The sequence below is a fragment of the Pimelobacter sp. 30-1 genome (genome assembly GCF_018831735.1).
GTDB lineage: Bacteria > Actinomycetota > Actinomycetes > Propionibacteriales > Nocardioidaceae > Nocardioides.
This window is the reverse complement of the sequence record NZ_NHTS01000004.1, coordinates 80,121-93,694: the sequence shown is the minus strand read 5'-3', so window position 1 is coordinate 93,694 and position 13,574 is coordinate 80,121. Positions and strand designations below refer to the sequence as shown.

Annotated in this window: 18 protein-coding genes; 9 read left to right on the top strand and 9 right to left on the bottom strand. The window is 74.4% G+C overall.

Annotated elements, in window-relative coordinates:
* Positions 1 to 2 precede the first annotated feature (2 nt).
* Entirely contained in the window at positions 3 to 491 is a 489-nt protein-coding gene (locus CCO04_RS10150; protein WP_215814027.1) for a MaoC/PaaZ C-terminal domain-containing protein, read from the top strand.
* Here the strand turns inward: CCO04_RS10150 and CCO04_RS10145 are convergent.
* Entirely contained in the window at positions 479 to 898 is a 420-nt protein-coding gene (locus tag CCO04_RS10145) for a VOC family protein (protein WP_215814026.1), read from the bottom strand. The two genes, CCO04_RS10150 and CCO04_RS10145, sit on opposite strands and share 13 nt — an antisense overlap.
* A gap of 52 nt (positions 899 to 950) precedes the next feature.
* Between CCO04_RS10145 and CCO04_RS10140 the strand changes: the two genes are divergently transcribed.
* Positions 951 to 1,796 (top strand): helix-turn-helix domain-containing protein, encoded by an 846-nt coding sequence (locus CCO04_RS10140; protein WP_215814025.1) that lies wholly within the window; start codon positions 951 to 953, stop codon positions 1,794 to 1,796.
* On the opposite strand, the gene CCO04_RS10135 is transcribed toward CCO04_RS10140, so the two are convergent.
* Genes CCO04_RS10135 through CCO04_RS10125 form a run of 3 tightly spaced genes read right to left on the bottom strand, consistent with a single transcriptional unit; the run spans position 1,768 to position 3,343 of the window.
* Positions 1,768 to 2,247: a GNAT family N-acetyltransferase gene (locus tag CCO04_RS10135; RefSeq protein WP_215814024.1), complete on the bottom strand. Its 480-nt coding sequence runs from the start codon at positions 2,245 to 2,247 to the stop codon at positions 1,768 to 1,770. The genes CCO04_RS10140 and CCO04_RS10135 overlap by 29 nt on opposite strands.
* Entirely contained in the window at positions 2,244 to 2,726 is a 483-nt protein-coding gene (locus CCO04_RS10130; RefSeq protein ID WP_215814023.1) for a GNAT family N-acetyltransferase, read from the bottom strand. The genes CCO04_RS10135 and CCO04_RS10130 overlap by 4 nt, the downstream gene beginning before the upstream one ends.
* Entirely contained in the window at positions 2,723 to 3,343 is a 621-nt protein-coding gene (locus CCO04_RS10125) for a TetR/AcrR family transcriptional regulator (protein ID WP_215814022.1), read from the bottom strand. Before CCO04_RS10125 ends, CCO04_RS10130 begins: the two co-directional genes overlap by 4 nt.
* Before the next feature lie 52 nt (positions 3,344 to 3,395).
* Here CCO04_RS10125 and CCO04_RS10120 point away from each other — a divergent pair, with 52 nt between their 5' ends.
* From CCO04_RS10120 to CCO04_RS10100, 5 genes are all read left to right on the top strand, one after another.
* On the top strand, positions 3,396 to 4,460 hold the full coding sequence (locus CCO04_RS10120; protein ID WP_215814021.1) for an oxygenase MpaB family protein: 1,065 nt from the start codon (positions 3,396 to 3,398) through the stop codon (positions 4,458 to 4,460).
* 109 nt (positions 4,461 to 4,569) lie between these two features.
* Positions 4,570 to 4,893 carry a hypothetical protein gene (locus tag CCO04_RS10115; RefSeq protein WP_215814020.1) on the top strand — a complete coding sequence of 108 codons (324 nt, stop codon included), beginning with the start codon at positions 4,570 to 4,572 and terminating at the stop codon, positions 4,891 to 4,893.
* Between the two features lie 120 nt (positions 4,894 to 5,013).
* A complete protein-coding gene (locus tag CCO04_RS10110; protein ID WP_215814019.1) occupies positions 5,014 to 6,111 on the top strand; it encodes an ABC transporter permease in 1,098 nt (365 codons plus the stop codon).
* Positions 6,112 to 6,198: 87 nt separating this feature from the next.
* Positions 6,199 to 6,909: an ABC transporter ATP-binding protein gene (locus CCO04_RS10105; RefSeq protein ID WP_215814018.1), complete on the top strand. Its 711-nt coding sequence runs from the start codon at positions 6,199 to 6,201 to the stop codon at positions 6,907 to 6,909.
* 26 nt (positions 6,910 to 6,935) lie between these two features.
* Positions 6,936 to 7,526, top strand: a complete 591-nt coding sequence (locus tag CCO04_RS10100; protein ID WP_215814017.1) for a TetR/AcrR family transcriptional regulator — start codon at positions 6,936 to 6,938, stop codon at positions 7,524 to 7,526.
* Positions 7,527 to 7,539: 13 nt separating this feature from the next.
* On the opposite strand, the gene CCO04_RS10095 is transcribed toward CCO04_RS10100, so the two are convergent.
* The gene (locus tag CCO04_RS10095) at positions 7,540 to 8,184 is read right to left on the bottom strand and encodes a pentapeptide repeat-containing protein (protein WP_215814016.1); all 645 of its coding nucleotides are present in this window, start codon (positions 8,182 to 8,184) and stop codon (positions 7,540 to 7,542) included.
* 70 nt (positions 8,185 to 8,254) lie between these two features.
* Between CCO04_RS10095 and CCO04_RS10090 the strand changes: the two genes are divergently transcribed.
* Together CCO04_RS10090 and CCO04_RS10085 are read left to right on the top strand one after the other, a co-directional pair.
* Positions 8,255 to 8,935, top strand: coding sequence for a VOC family protein (locus CCO04_RS10090; RefSeq protein ID WP_215814015.1), 681 nt, complete (start codon positions 8,255 to 8,257; stop codon positions 8,933 to 8,935).
* Positions 8,936 to 8,948: 13 nt separating this feature from the next.
* Positions 8,949 to 10,145, top strand: coding sequence for an NAD(P)/FAD-dependent oxidoreductase (locus CCO04_RS10085; RefSeq protein WP_215814014.1), 1,197 nt, complete (start codon positions 8,949 to 8,951; stop codon positions 10,143 to 10,145).
* Between the two features lie 8 nt (positions 10,146 to 10,153).
* Here the strand turns inward: CCO04_RS10085 and CCO04_RS10080 are convergent, their stop codons facing one another.
* From CCO04_RS10080 to CCO04_RS10065, 4 genes are read right to left on the bottom strand one after another with little or no spacing between them, the layout of a single operon-like run.
* Entirely contained in the window at positions 10,154 to 11,182 is a 1,029-nt protein-coding gene (locus tag CCO04_RS10080) for a thrombospondin type 3 repeat-containing protein (protein WP_215814013.1), read from the bottom strand.
* Positions 11,183 to 11,211: 29 nt separating this feature from the next.
* Positions 11,212 to 11,691 (bottom strand): nucleoside deaminase, encoded by a 480-nt coding sequence (locus tag CCO04_RS10075; RefSeq protein WP_215814012.1) that lies wholly within the window; start codon positions 11,689 to 11,691, stop codon positions 11,212 to 11,214.
* 27 nt (positions 11,692 to 11,718) lie between these two features.
* Positions 11,719 to 12,345 (bottom strand): response regulator transcription factor, encoded by a 627-nt coding sequence (locus tag CCO04_RS10070; protein WP_215814011.1) that lies wholly within the window; start codon positions 12,343 to 12,345, stop codon positions 11,719 to 11,721.
* Positions 12,342 to 13,571, bottom strand: coding sequence for a sensor histidine kinase (locus tag CCO04_RS10065; RefSeq protein ID WP_215814010.1), 1,230 nt, complete (start codon positions 13,569 to 13,571; stop codon positions 12,342 to 12,344). The genes CCO04_RS10070 and CCO04_RS10065 overlap by 4 nt, the downstream gene beginning before the upstream one ends.
* Between the last annotated feature and the right edge of the window lie 3 nt (positions 13,572 to 13,574).

The following is a 13,574-nucleotide window of genomic DNA, read 5'->3' as shown; positions in this document are numbered from 1 at the left end:
GGGTGAGCCAGCCGCTGCCGACGTCCTGGGCGTTCGAGGACTTCGCCGCCGGGCAGGTCTTCGAGAGCCAGGGCCGCACGATCACCGAGACCGACCTGGTGACGTTCGCCGGGTGGAGCTGGGACACCAACCCGGTGCACACCGACGCGGTGGTCACCTCCGGTCCGGACGGCCGCTTCGGCGGGCCCATCGCCCACGGACTCCTCGGGATGTCCGTCGCGATGGGCCTCGCCTCGCGCCTCGGCGTCTTCGAGGGCTGCTCGGTCGCCCTGCTGGGCGTGGACGAGTGGCGCTTCGTGGCGCCGATCCGGCCCGGTGACACGGTCCGGCTGCGGCTCGAGATCCTCGGCGCCCGTCGTACGTCGGGCGGGACGACGGGCGTGCTCGACCGGCGGTTCACCCTCCTGGGCGCCGACGACGTCGTCGTGCAGGACGGCCGGATCGGGCTGCTCGTCGCCTGTCGCGAACCGGGTGCGGCTCAGCCGTCCTGACCCTCGGCGGCCGGCGGCGGGCACAGGCAGAACGGGTGCCCGTCGGGGTCGACCATGACCAGCCAGCCGGCCCCGCCGTCGCCGTCGGCCTGACCCGGCGCCAGCTGCGCGCCGAGGCCCTCGGCGTGGGCGCGGGCGGTGGCGAGGTCGCCGACCCGGAAGTCGAGGTGGAACTGCTGGGGGTGCTCCTGGCCGGGCCACTCCGGGCGGGAGTAGTCCGCGACCGTCTGGAAGTTGAAGGTCGCGCCGAGCAGCGCCGCCTGGGCGTAGCCGTAGGTGGTGTCCTCGAAGGTCACCTCGCCGCCGGTGAGGTCGGCGTAGAAGCGGGCGAGCCGGCCGGCGTCCGGCGTGTCGATGGTGAACGCGATGAGCTCGGTCACGGGGCTGGGAGTGGTCGTGGTGGTCATGGGGCCCACGATGTCCTGGCCCGCCGACAGCGGTCTTGAAAGAATCCGACACATGCCCCGCTGGACGCCTGACGGCCCGCTCGACCTGACCGAGCCCGCCCAGCTGCGCGACGCGCGGGGGTTCAGCCCGTCGCTGCGGCGCTATGCGCCGCCGCCGGAGCTCGCGGACGTCATCCGGCGCTTCTGGGTGCCGGTCTGGTCGCTCCCCGACGGCGAGGTGTCGGTCCAGCGGGTGCTGCAGTACCCGGTCTGCCAGGTGGTGCTCGGCTCCACCGGCGGCCAGCTCGTCGGGCCCCACAGCGGCCTGAGCACCCAGGAGCTCGCCGGTCGCGGGTGGGCGGTCGGGGTGATGCTGCAACCCGCGCCGGGACTGGCGCTCGCCGGCGGCCCGGTGGCCGGGCTGACCAACGAGCGGCGCGACCTCGCGACCGTGACCGCGCTCGACGGGGCCGGGCTGCTGGCCGGCGTGCGCGCGGTGCTCGGCGACGACCCGGCCGAGGTGACCCGCCAGCAGGAGGCGTGCGCGCTCGTCGCCGAGGCGCTCGCCGTCCTCGCTCCGGTGGACGCCGAGGGGCGGCTCGTCAACGCCGTTGTCGAGTACGTCGAGGGCGAGCGCGAGGTGCAGCGCGTCGGTCAGGTCTGCGCCAAGTTCGACATCGGCGAGCGCGCGCTCCAGCGCCTGCTGCGCCGCCGGATCGGGCTCTCGCCCAAGTGGCTGATCCAGCGCCGACGGCTGCACGACGCCGCGGACCTGCTCCGCATCGGGGCCCCGGTCGACCTGGCCCGGGTCGCCGCCGAGCTCGGGTACGCCGACCAGGCGCACTTCACCCGCGACTTCCGGGCGGTCACCGGCCTGACGCCGGGGGAGTTCAGCGCGGAGCCTCCGGCACGAGGCTGAGCTCGAGCTGGGGCAGCACCCGCCCCGGGATCGACTCCGACGGCACCGCCCGCACCCGCACCGCCCCGGCCGCGAGGTAGAACGCCTCGGCGTGGGGGTCGGCGTCGATCGTCAGCAGCGTGAACCCGAGTGCGCGGGCCTCGGCGACGAGGTGGCCGAGCAGGGCGCGCCCGACGCCGCGGCCGATCGCGTCGGGGTCGACGAACAGCATGCCGAGCTCACCGGTCGGGGCCGCGCCCTCGAGCGTCCCGAAGCCGGCGACGCGTCCGTCGTCGAGCTCGGCGACGACCGTACGCCGGCCCGCGAGCTCGTCGTCGCGCAGCGTCAGCTCGTCGCGGCAGGCCTCCAGGAACTCCGCGTCGTAGTCCCAGTGCCCCTTGGACCGCAGCGCCAGCGCCGACAGCAGCGCGGCCTCGCCGGTCCGGGCCGGGCGGAGCCGGGGGCCGCTCACCGCAGCTCCCGCAGGTAGCAGAGCATCCGCTCGTCGGTGCCCGGCTCGACGTTGGTGAAGCCGTGCCGCTCGTAGAACCGCCGGGTGTCCACGTCGACCTCGTCGACGTTGATCTGCATCTCGATGGCCCCGCGTCCCTCGACCTCGGCGAGCGCCCGGGTCAGCAGCGCCGTCCCGATGCCGGCGTCGCGCAGGGCGGGGCGGACGTAGAGCTCCTCGAGCTGGGCCAGCGGGCCGTCGCCGTAGGGCGTGGGACGCAGGGTCAGGAAGGCGAACCCGGTCGGCTCGCCGCTCCCGGTGTCCTCGGCGAGCACCACGAGGACGTCGGGGCGCGCGAGCAGGCGGGTGAACCGGTCGCCGAAGTCGGCCGCGCTCGGCGTGGGCGTGTCGAACTCGGTGTTGAAGTCGAACAGCAGCCCGCCCACGACGTACGCGTCGGCGGGGCGGGCGAGCCGGACCGCCGAGGACGACCGGCTCACGGCAGCCACGCCGCGACGAGGGAGCGGGCGACCGCGCCGAGCCGGTCGGCGGTGAACCGGCCCGGGTCGGCGAGCACCAGCCGGCCGAAGTGGTCGAGCAGCGCGAGGATGCCGTGCGCCAGCACCTCGGCGTCGATCGGCTCGCCGGTGTCGGCGAGCACCGCGGTGATGATCTGCTCGATGACCGCCCGGACCCGCTCGCGGTCCTCCTCGATCCGGTCGCGGACGACGTCGGGCACGTCCGCCGGGGAGGCGAGGATCGCGCGCCAGGTGACCGGGTCGGCGAGCACCATCGTGTGCAGCGCCGGCACCGCCCGGTCGATGACCGCCAGCGGGTCGGCGCCGTCGGCGCCGAGGGGGAGCGCGGCGAAGAGCTGGGCCAGGGCCCGCTCCTGCTGGCGGTCGAGCAGCGCGGTGAGCAGCGGGCCGAGGCCGTCGAAGGCGCCGTAGACGACCGGCCGGGTGACGCCGACCTCGCGCGCGATCGCGTCGATGGACACGCCGTCGTACCCGTCGCGGTCGATGAGCGTGAGCGCGGCGTCGAGCAGCTGCTCGCGGCGGACGGCGATCGGTACGCGAGGCGCGTACGGCCGACGTTTGCGGGTCTGCTCGGGCATGACGTCAGCCTAGGGTCTTCCCTTTACTACACATGTGTAGCATTCTAGCCCCATGGCGATCAGCAAGAGCGGCCGCGATGTCACGCCGGCCGAGGACTACGGATTCTTCGGCCCGGACTCGGTGGCCTGGAAGGTCTGGGGCTACCCGACGTCGCTGACCATCGGCTTCAGCCGGGCGGTCGTCGTCGAGGAGCTCGACCCCAACCTCGTGGCGTCCGTGGACCGGACCCAGGACATCTACCGGCGCCCGAAGACCCGCTACGACCGCACCATCCACTACTTCGCGCTCGTCGCCTTCGGTGACAGCCGGGCGACCTCGCGGGCGGCCGACGTCCTGGTCAAGGTGCACAGCAAGGCGATCGGGACCGAGCCCTACGGCGGCGGCCAGTACGACGCCAACGACCCCGACTCCCAGCTCTGGATCCTGGTCACCGGCTGGCACTCGGTGCTCAAGGCCTACGAGATGTACGGCCCCGGCCGGCTCTCCGAGGCCGACGAGGCGCAGTACTGGGCCGAGTGCGCCCGCGCCGCCGAGCTCCAGACCTGCGACCCGGCCGACGTCCCGCGCTCGCGCGCCGAGCTGCACGCGTACTACGAGCGGATGCGCCCGGTCATGTCCGGCTCGCCCATCGCCCGCCGGGCCATGGCCCACCTGATGGACGTCAGCCAGCTCGCCGACGACGTCCCCGCCGTCCTGCGCCCCGCGCGCTGGGTGGTCGGCCGCTTCTTCCGGGCCGGCGTCATCGCCACGCTCCCGCACTGGATGCGCGAGATGGGCGACCTGCACCAGTCCCGGCTTACCGACGCCCTCGCCCGCCCGGTGCTGCGCGCGAGTTTCCTCGCGGTCGCGGCGAGCAAGCGGGTCCAGCTGCGCGTCCTCGGCCTGCTCTCTCCCAGCACGGTCCCGGTGGTCGCGCCGGTCCTGCTCGGCGTGCCACCGGTGACCCCGGAGGTGCTCACGCCGCAGCAGGCCCGCGAGCGCTACGGGTACGACAAGCCCGCCGAGGCGCACCTGGCCTGGCGCGCGAAGCAGCGCGACAGGGTCTTCGGCCGCGGTGAGGCGCCCAGCGACGACGGGCTCGTCGAGTCGGAGCCGGTCCTGGGGCGGCTGGCCTAGGACTCGCGGAGGCCGCGTTCCGACCGGCTCTGGGGGCCGGTCTGGGAGGGTGGCCGGCACCTGCTCCCGCGCCGCGGCACGTGCGGCGCGTCGTACCGAAGGAGAATCTGTGGGCCTCAACCCCGTCGCCGACATCCTCAAGCGCGCCGACAAGGTGCTCAAGAGCGCGGAGACCGCGCTGACCAACGTCGACCGCACGCTCGGCTCGGTCGACGGCACCCTGACCAGCGTCGACGACAAGCTCTCGAACGTCGACCAGCGCATGGTCAACGTCGACCAGACCCTGGTCGAGACCCGCGACGTGCTCGGACAGGTCCAGAACCTGCTCGGCGACCTCAACGACAAGCTCGAGCTGCTCGACCAGGTCCCCGAGCTCAAGGCCACGCTCGACGCCGTGCTCGCGGCGGTCCAGCAGGGGGTCCCCGCGCCCTAGTCGCCGGGCGCCGTCGCGACCGCGCGTCGCGCGGCCGGCTCGCGCGGATCCTTGTTTGACGACACCCTGTCGCTATGATGGCGACATGGTGTCGCTAACGGGAGCAAGGGTGGGTTCCGGATGTTTCTCGCGCTGAGGGAGCTGCGGGTCGCCCGCGGCCGGTTCGTGCTGGTCGGCGCGGTGATCGCGCTCGTGGCCCTGTTGACCACGCTGCTCTCGGGTCTGGCCAACGGCCTGGTCGACGACGGGATCTCCGGCCTGCGCCGGCTCCCGATGACCCACCTGGCGTTCCAGTCGGGCGCGGACGAGACGTTCAGCCGCTCGACGCTCACCGACGAGGACCTCGCCGCCTGGTCCGGCGTCGACGGGGTCGAGGCGTCCCCGCTCGGGGTGTCCTTCGTCAACGCCCGGACCGCGTCCGGCAGCACGGTCGACATCGCGTTGCTCGGCGTACCGGCGGGGTCGTTCCTCGCGCCCCGGCACGACGCCGAGGCCGCGCTCGAGGGCCGGCCGGGGCTGGTCCTGAGCCACGAGTTCGAGGAGCAGGGGATCGCCGTCGGTGACGAGCTCACCGTGGTCGGCGCCGACGTACGCCTGCCGGTGCTGGGCTTCACCTACGCCGGCTCGTACGGCCACGTGGACATCGCGTTCACCGGCCTCGACACCTGGCAGGAGCTGCTCTACGGCGACAACGCCCGCGGCCGCTACTCCGCCCTCGCGCTCCGCGGCGATCCCGACACGATCGCCGCCGCCGCGACCCGGATCGACGCCGCCACCGGCACCGAGACGGTCACCAAGGAGCAGGCGTACGCCGGCTCGCCCGGCTATGCGGGCGAGACCCAGACCATGGCGATGATCCGCTGGTTCCTGCTGGTGATCTCCGCGCTCATCGTCGGCGCCTTCTTCGTGGTCTGGACGATGCAGCGCGCCCGCCAGATCGCCGTGCTCAAGGCACTCGGCGCCTCCCGGGCGTACGTCGCCCGCGACGCCCTCGGCCAGCTCAGCGTCGTCCTCGTCGGCGCGACCGTGCTCGGCGGGCTCGTCGCCTTCGCCGTGGGCGGGCTGGTCGCCGGGACCGCCGTACCGTTCCGGCTCGCCCTCGGGCCGGCCCTCGCCGCCCTCGGCCTGCTCGTCGTCACCGGCCTGCTCGGCTGCCTGGCCGGGATCCGCCGCGTGGTCGGCGTCGACCCCGCGATGGCGCTGCGCAGCGCCGACTAGCCGGCCACCGCCGGCCACCGGCCGCCGCCGGCCACCGGCCACCGCCACCGCCCACCGCCCACCGCAGCCACGATCAGGAGAGTCGCCGTGTCCATCCGTCTCGAGAACATCACCGTCGCCGTCCCCGACGGCACCACCCGCCGCGTGCTCCTCGACCGGCTCGACCTCGAGGTCGGCGCCGGGGAGACCGTCGCCGTCACCGGGGCGTCCGGCTCGGGGAAGTCGACGCTCGTCGCCGTGGCCGGACTGCTCCGGACCCCGGACGAGGGCCGGGTCGTCGTCGCCGGGACCGATGCGACGGCACTGCGGGACCGCGACCGGGTCCGGCTGCGGCGCGACGAGATCGGCATCGTCTACCAGTCGCCGAACCTGCTGCCCGCGCTGACCGCGCGCGAGCAGGTCGAGGTGGTCGCCCACATCGCGGGCAACCTCGACCGCGTCGCGCGCGCCCGGGCGGTCGAGCTGCTCACCCGGGTCGGGCTCGGGGACCGGCTCGACGCGCGTCCGGCCGAGCTGTCCGGCGGGGAGCGACAGCGGGTCGGGATCGCCCGGGCCCTGATGAACGAGCCGAGCGTCGTCCTGGCCGACGAGCCGACCGCCTCGCTCGACCCCGAGCGGGGTCATGCGGTCCTCGACCTGCTGGTCGCCGAGGCACGGCGCGTGGGCGCGGCTACGGTGGTCGTCACCCACGACCCCGAGCAGGCCGCGCGTGCCGACCGGCACCTGCACCTCCAGCGCGGCGTGGTCCAGGTGGCCGCCACGGCCGCCGGGGCCGTCGTGGAGCGCTCGACGACCTAGCCCGCCCGACCCCAGGAGCCGACCCGATGCCGCGGATCACCGGAGCGAACATCGCCGAGCACGTGGTCGCGCAGGAGGCGGCCGTGGTCGACGCCGCCCGGCGGCTGTTCGCCGAGCGCGGGGTCGCGGCGGTGTCCCTCGGGGACATCGCGGGCGCGGTGGGGCTGAGCCGGACGTCGCTCTACCGGTACTTCCCGACGAAGGGGCACATCCTCCAGCGCTGGTTCGACCTGGAGATGGACCCGCTCCTCGAGCGCTCCCGGGCCGTCGTCGCCGAGCAGGGACCGACCGTCGCCGCGCTGGAGGCGTGGCTCGACGTCCAGCTCGACTTCGTCACCGACGAGGCGCACATCGCCCTGGTCGACGCCAGCGCGGCCGCGCCGGAGCTCGCGCCCGAGGTGCTCGCCCACTTCGGGCAGCGGCACCGCGAGCTGTACGCGACGCTCGACGACGTCCTGCAGGCCGGCGGCGCGGACCCCGCGACCAGGAGGGTACGGGCGCTGCTGGTCGCCGGGCTGATCCGCTCGTCGGCCGAGCTGGTCGGGCAGGGCGTCCCCCGCGCGACCGTACGACGTGAGCTGCACCGCGCCGCCCGCGCGGTCACCGGCCTCGACTGAGCGGGCCTGCGGCTCAGAGCTCGAGGTCCAAGGGCACCTCCTCCCGGACGTCGATCCCCAGCGTGCGGACCAGGGCGACGGCTTGGTCGAGGTCGACGACGGCGTTGCGGACGATCGTCGTGGTCAGGTCGAAGGTGGACAGCTCGGAGCCGCGCAGGTCGGCCCCGGTGAAGTCGGTCTGGTGCAGCTCGGCGCCCAGCAGGTCGAGGTGGTGCAGGGTCGCCCCGTTGAAGCGCGCACCGGACAGGTCGGCCTCGCGCAGGTCGACCCGGCGGAACGTGGTCTTGCGGAGGTCGGCCGCGGGCAGCCGGACGAACCGCCAACTGCCGCCGACCGCCTCGAAGGCGCCGAACCGGCAGCGCTCGAACTGGGTGCCGACGAGCTTGCAGCCGTGCAGGCGCGCTCCGAAGACCGAGGAGCGCACGAACGTGCAGTTGACGAACGCGGAGTCGGTGAACCGGCTGACGTTGAGGTCGCAGTCGCGGAAGGTGCACTGCTCGAAGGTCGCGCCGGTGGCGACGGTCTCGGTCAGGTCGACGTCGAGGAAGGTCACCTGGCGGAACGTGCGCCCGGAGAGGTCCGCACCGTCCCAGCGCTCGGAGACCACCTCGGTGTCGGTGAGCTCGGTGGGGATGTCGCGGTCGTCGTCGGCGGTCATGGGAACAGTCTGCTCAAGGGTCCGACACAACTCTCGCTCCCGCCTGGTCCCGCGTCGTAGCGTGGGGGCCATGGCCCTCGCGACGTACCAGGACCTGTGCCTCGACGCGACCGATGCGGCGCTCCTCGGGACGTTCTGGGGTGCGGCGCTGGGGCTCGCGGTGGAGCCGCTCGACGACGGCGACGTCCGGCTGACCGGGCCGACGCGGCAGCACACGATCTGGGTCAACACCGTCCCGGAGCCGGTGCTGGTCAAGCAGCGCGTGCACCTCGACGTCCACGCCCACGACGTCGAGGACGTCCTCGCGCTGGGGGCGACGCCGATCGACCTCGACACCTTCCCGTGGAAGGTGCTGCGCGATCCCGAGGGCGGCGAGCTGTGCGTCTTCGAGCGCGCCGACCCACCGGGGCCGGGCGAGCGGCTGCTCGAGGTGGTCGTCGACTGCGCCGATCCGGCGGTGCTGGCGGCGTGGTGGGCCGAGCTGCTCGGCGGGGTCCACCGCGACGACGAGCAGGGCCGCTGGTCCTGGGTGGAGCAGGTGCCGGGGGCGCCGTTCGCGGACCTGGTGTTCGTCCCGGTGCCGGAGCCCAAGACGGTGAAGAACCGGGTCCACCTCGACCTCACCGCCCCGGACGTCGACGCGGTGGTCGAGCACGGCGCCCAGGTGCTGCGCCCGCCCGACGAGGACGCCCGGTGGACGGTCCTGGCCGACCCGGCGGGCAACGAGTTCTGCGTGTTCGGCCCGACCTGACGAGAGGACGACGATGAACGTGACCGTGATCGGCGCCGGCCTGGCCGCCGCCCATGTCGTGACCGAGCTCCGTGCCCAGGGCTACGAGGGCGATCTCGTGGTGGTGGGCGAGGAGCCGCACGCGCCGTACGAGAGGCCACCGCTGTCCAAGGGTCTGCTGCTCGGCTCGGCCGAGCCGGACTCGGTGTTCGTCCACCCCCGCGACTGGTACGACGAGCACGGGGTCGACCTGCGCGTCGGGACCACCGCGACCGCGATCGTCCGCGAGCGCCGGCGGGTGCGCCTCGGGGCCTCCGAGCTGGCCTACGACCGGCTGGTGCTGGCCACGGGTGCCACCCCGCGCCGCCTGGCGATGGCCGACGCGTCGGGCGCCCCGGTGCACTACCTGCGCACGCTCGACGACGCGCTGCGGCTCCGCGACCGGCTCTCCGGCCGCGTCGCCGTCATCGGCGCCGGCTGGATCGGCCTCGAGGTGGCCTCCGCGGCCCGGCAGGCGGGCGCCGAGGTGACCGTCATCGAGTCCGCGGCGCTGCCGCTGCAGCGGGTGCTCGGCGACGAGCTGGCGACCGTCTTCGCCGACCTCCACCGCGAGCACGGCGTCGACCTGCGCCTGGGCGCCGAGGTGACCGCGATCGAGCACGACGGCGGGCGGGCCGTCGTCCACGTGGCCGGCGCCGAGCCGGTCGTCGCGGACCTGCTGCTGGTCGCGATCGGCGTCACGCCCGGCGACGGCCTGGCCGCGAGCGCGGGACTGGCCACCGACCACGGCGTCCTGGTCGACGCCGGGCTGCGCACCGACGACCCCGACGTCCTCGCGGTCGGCGACGTCGCCCTCCACGACCACCCCGTGCTCGGCACCCGGATCCGCGTCGAGCACTGGGACACCGCCATCCAGCACGGCAAGCACGCCGCGCGGGTGCTGCTGGGCGACGACGCGCCCTACACGCGGCTGCCGTACTTCTTCACCGACCAGTACGACCTCGGCATGGAGTACGTCGGCCACGTCGACGCCCAGGGCTACGACGAGCTCGTCGTGCGTGGTGACCTGGCCGCTCGCGAGGCCAGCGTGCTGTGGCTGCGCGGCGACCGGGTCCTGGCCGGCCTGCACCTCAACGACTGGGACGCGATCGATCCGCTGCGCGCCGTCGTCGGCGGGCCGGCGAGTGCCGCGGTCCGGGACCCGTCGGTGCCGCTGGCCGACCTGGCCTAGGGCGTGGCTCAGCTGCCGTAGGGCGACAGCGGCGAGCCAGGCGCCCCGCGGACGGTCACGGCGGTGTCGGCGCCGGGCTGGATGCCGTCGGCGTCCGGGTCGGAGCCGACGCTGATGAAGCCCCCGCCGAGCTGGTCGAGGTCGGAGCGGCCGATGGCGTAGAGGTCCAGCTCGGTACCGCCGGCGCTGGTGAGGTCCACGAAGTCCGGCGTGCTGTCCCCGTCGGTGTTGCGGATCGTGTAGGCGAGCACGCCGGACTCGGGCGAGGTCTCCAGGGCGTCGGCCAGGCCGTTGGCGCCGAAGCTGTTGCCGGCGTCGATGATGCCGTCGCGGTCGGTGTCGAGCTGGTCGATCTGCGCCCGCGGGATGCCGGACTCGAACAGGTCGAGGATGCCGTCGTTCTCGGAGTCGAGGTCGCGGTACGACGGCACGCCGTCACCGAGCACGGGCGTGATGAGGAGGTCGCCGTCGATGTCGTCGTCCTCGAACTTGCCGTTGTTGCTGGTGTCCTCGACCGTGTCGGGGATGCCGTCGTTGTCCGTGTCGACGTCGCAGGCGTCGGCCACCCCGTCACCGTCGGTGTCGGCGGTCAGGCTCTTGTCGTTGACCGCGGTGCAGGCGCCGGCCGGGGCGGACGTCGTGGGGTCGGTCGGCGTGGACGTGGGGTCCGTGGGGGTGGCGGTCGCCGTGGCCGTCGCGGTGGCCGTGGCGGTCGGCGCGGTGGTGGGGTCCGTCGGACCGGCCGTGGGCGTGGGGTCCGAGCTGTCGGCGGTGCCCGCCACGCTGGGCGGTCCGGACGCTCCGCAGGTGCCGCCGCCCGCCGCGTCGGCCGAGGGCGCCGACGACACGGCGAACCCGAGCCCGCCCAGGCACAGGGCCGCGAGCACCAGCGCCGCGGTCATGCCGCCACGGCGGCCCCGGGCGAGCAGGACGACGCCCGTCACGACGGCGATGACGCCGACCACGACCAGGATCATCGACGGCCCGCCGGCGTTGGGCAGGGCGGTCGGGCACGGTGCGGCAGTCAGGACGTTCACGAGGAAAGGACGCCGCACCCTCTCGTTGCTTACGCGAGATGGTGCCGCTCGTGCAGCGCGCGCACCCGCTCGGCGAAGGCGTCGACCGGTCCGTCGACCGGGATCCCGGGCGCGACCTCGGTGATCCGCAGCGCGGTCACGGGTGAGGCGGGGAGCCCGAGCTCGGCGTACCACTGGACGAGCTGGGGGGTGGACGTCGCGAACACGATCCGGCCCAGCCCGGCCCAGGCGTGGGCGGCCGAGCACATCGCGCAGTGCTCGCCGGAGGTGTAGACGGTGAGCGCGGCGCGCTCGTCCGGGGCGACGTTCGCCGCGGCCCACAGCGCGATCGCCAGCTCGGGATGACGGGTGCCGTCGCCGCCGCTGACCCGGTTGTGGTCCTCCATCAGCACGCTGCCGTCGGGCGCGACGAGCACCGAGCCGAACGGCTCGTCGCCCATCGCGACGGCGGCCTCGGCCAGCTCGACGCAACGCTCCAGGTGTCGCAGGTCCTCCGCGGACACGGCCATGACGGGTGCCTCCTCAGGCTTCGGTGATCAGGCTCGGATGATGCGGCGCTCGATCGCGGCCGCGACGGCGCCGGCCCGGGTGTCGACCCCGAGCTTGGTGTAGATGTGCGACAGGTGGGACTTCACCGTCGCCTCGGAGACGAACAGCTCGCGTGCCATCTCCTTGTTGCCCAGTCCGCGCGAGAGGAGCTCGAGCACCTCGACCTCGCGCTCGGTGATGGTCGTCGCCCCCGGCGTCGTACGGCGCACGAGTGTCGCGGCGACCGACGGCGCGAGCACCGTCTCGCCCCGGGCCGTGGCGCGGATGCCGGCGAACAGCTCGTCCGGCGGCGCGTCCTTGAGCAGGTAGCCCCGGGCGCCCGCTTCGAGCGCCCGCAGGATGTCGGACTCGGTGTCGTAGGTCGTCAGCACCAGCACCTCGGGCGGGTCGGGCAGCGCCCGCACCGCGGCGGTCACCTCGGCACCACCGGCCTCGCCGGCTCCCAGGCTCAGGTCCATCAGGACGACGTCCGGCCCCTCGGCCGTGACCACGGCCAGCGCCCGCTCCAGGCCGTCGGCCTCGGCGACGACGGACAGGTCCTCCTGGCCGTCGACGAGCGCCCGCAGCCCGGCCCGGACGACGGGGTGGTCGTCGACCAGCACGATCCGGATCATCGCTTCTTCTCCTCCTCCGGCCGCGGCACGGGGAAGCGGACCGACACGGTCGTCCCCTCGCCCGGCGCGCTCTCGATGTCGGCCTGCCCGCCGAGCGCCTCGGCGCGCTCGCGGATGCCGGCCAGTCCCCGGCCGCGGGTGCCGATCGCCCGTACCTGCGCGGGATCGAAGCCCCGACCGTCGTCGCGCACGTCGAGCACCACCTCGTCGAGGAGGTAGGTCAGCGTGAGCGCGACCCGGCCCGCACCGGCGTGCTCGCGCGCGTTGGCCAGCGCCCCGCGGGCGGTGCGGACGATCGCCGCCGCCACCTCGGCCCGGACCACGACGGGCGCGCCGTCGACCCGCACCTCGACCGGTACGCCGCCCGGGTCGGCCTGCTCCGCCGCGGCGCGCAGCGCGTCCGGCAGGGCCGCCGCGGAGGTCGCGAGGTCGGCGGGGGCGAGGTCGCGCACGACCCGTCGTACCTCGTCGAGGCCGTCGCGCGCGGTCGCGGCCGCGGTCCGGACGTGCTCGCGCGCGGTCGCCGGCTGGGCGTCCCACGCCTGCTCGGCGGCCTGCAGCAGCAGGTTGATGCTGGACAGCCCCTGCCCGACCGAGTCGTGGATCTCGCGGGAGAGCCGGGTCCGCTCGGCCAGCGCACCGGTGCGGTGCTGCTCCTCGGCCAGCTCGGCCTGCGCCTCGACCAGCTGGTCGAGCAGGTCCTGCCGGGCCCGCGACTCCAGGTCGAGCGCCCGGTAGGCGAGCACGGTGACCAGCCCGACCCCGATCGGCCCGGCCACCTGGACCGGGTCGAAGCCGTCGGTGATCCGCTGCCACGCGGCGGTCAGCAGCACCGTCATCAGCACGACGATCCCGACCGCCCACGGGAACGGCAGCACCCGCAGCACCGCGAACGCCACCGGCACCGCGCACCACGCGAACGACGGCGCGACGGCCGTCAACGCCCCCCACAGCACGACCATCCCGCTCACCCACACGGTCGGCCACCAGGCGCGACCGGCCAGCAGCCCGCGCGTCGCATAGGCGAGACCGAGCACGAGAGCACCCGCGAGCACGGCGGCTCCGGTCGCGTGGAAGCCGTGCCGCTCGACGTACCGGGTGGCGGAGGTGATCAGCAGCACCACGAGCACCGCCAGCAGCCACCGGTCGAGCCGGGCGGCGGGCGCGAGGATGCCGTGCACCCCGGCAGGACGCCGGACGGAGAGGGGCAGGGACGGCAAGGTCATGGT

Excerpts from the sequence above, each read along its gene's own strand:
- CCO04_RS10145 (WP_215814026.1), bottom strand. The coding sequence starts at position 898 with ATGACCACCACGACCACTCCCAGCCCCGTGACCGAGCTCATCGCGTTC.
- CCO04_RS10140 (WP_215814025.1), top strand. The coding sequence starts at position 951 with ATGCCCCGCTGGACGCCTGACGGCCCGCTCGACCTGACCGAGCCCGCC.
- CCO04_RS10125 (WP_215814022.1), bottom strand. The coding sequence starts at position 3,343 with ATGCCCGAGCAGACCCGCAAACGTCGGCCGTACGCGCCTCGCGTACCG.
- CCO04_RS10120 (WP_215814021.1), top strand. The coding sequence starts at position 3,396 with ATGGCGATCAGCAAGAGCGGCCGCGATGTCACGCCGGCCGAGGACTAC.
- CCO04_RS10110 (WP_215814019.1), top strand. The coding sequence starts at position 5,014 with ATGTTTCTCGCGCTGAGGGAGCTGCGGGTCGCCCGCGGCCGGTTCGTG.
- CCO04_RS10100 (WP_215814017.1), top strand. The coding sequence starts at position 6,936 with ATGCCGCGGATCACCGGAGCGAACATCGCCGAGCACGTGGTCGCGCAG.
- CCO04_RS10095 (WP_215814016.1), bottom strand. The coding sequence starts at position 8,184 with ATGACCGCCGACGACGACCGCGACATCCCCACCGAGCTCACCGACACC.
- CCO04_RS10090 (WP_215814015.1), top strand. The coding sequence starts at position 8,255 with ATGGCCCTCGCGACGTACCAGGACCTGTGCCTCGACGCGACCGATGCG.
- CCO04_RS10085 (WP_215814014.1), top strand. The coding sequence starts at position 8,949 with ATGAACGTGACCGTGATCGGCGCCGGCCTGGCCGCCGCCCATGTCGTG.
- CCO04_RS10075 (WP_215814012.1), bottom strand. The coding sequence starts at position 11,691 with ATGGCCGTGTCCGCGGAGGACCTGCGACACCTGGAGCGTTGCGTCGAG.
- CCO04_RS10070 (WP_215814011.1), bottom strand. The coding sequence starts at position 12,345 with ATGATCCGGATCGTGCTGGTCGACGACCACCCCGTCGTCCGGGCCGGG.
- CCO04_RS10065 (WP_215814010.1), bottom strand. The coding sequence starts at position 13,571 with ATGACCTTGCCGTCCCTGCCCCTCTCCGTCCGGCGTCCTGCCGGGGTG.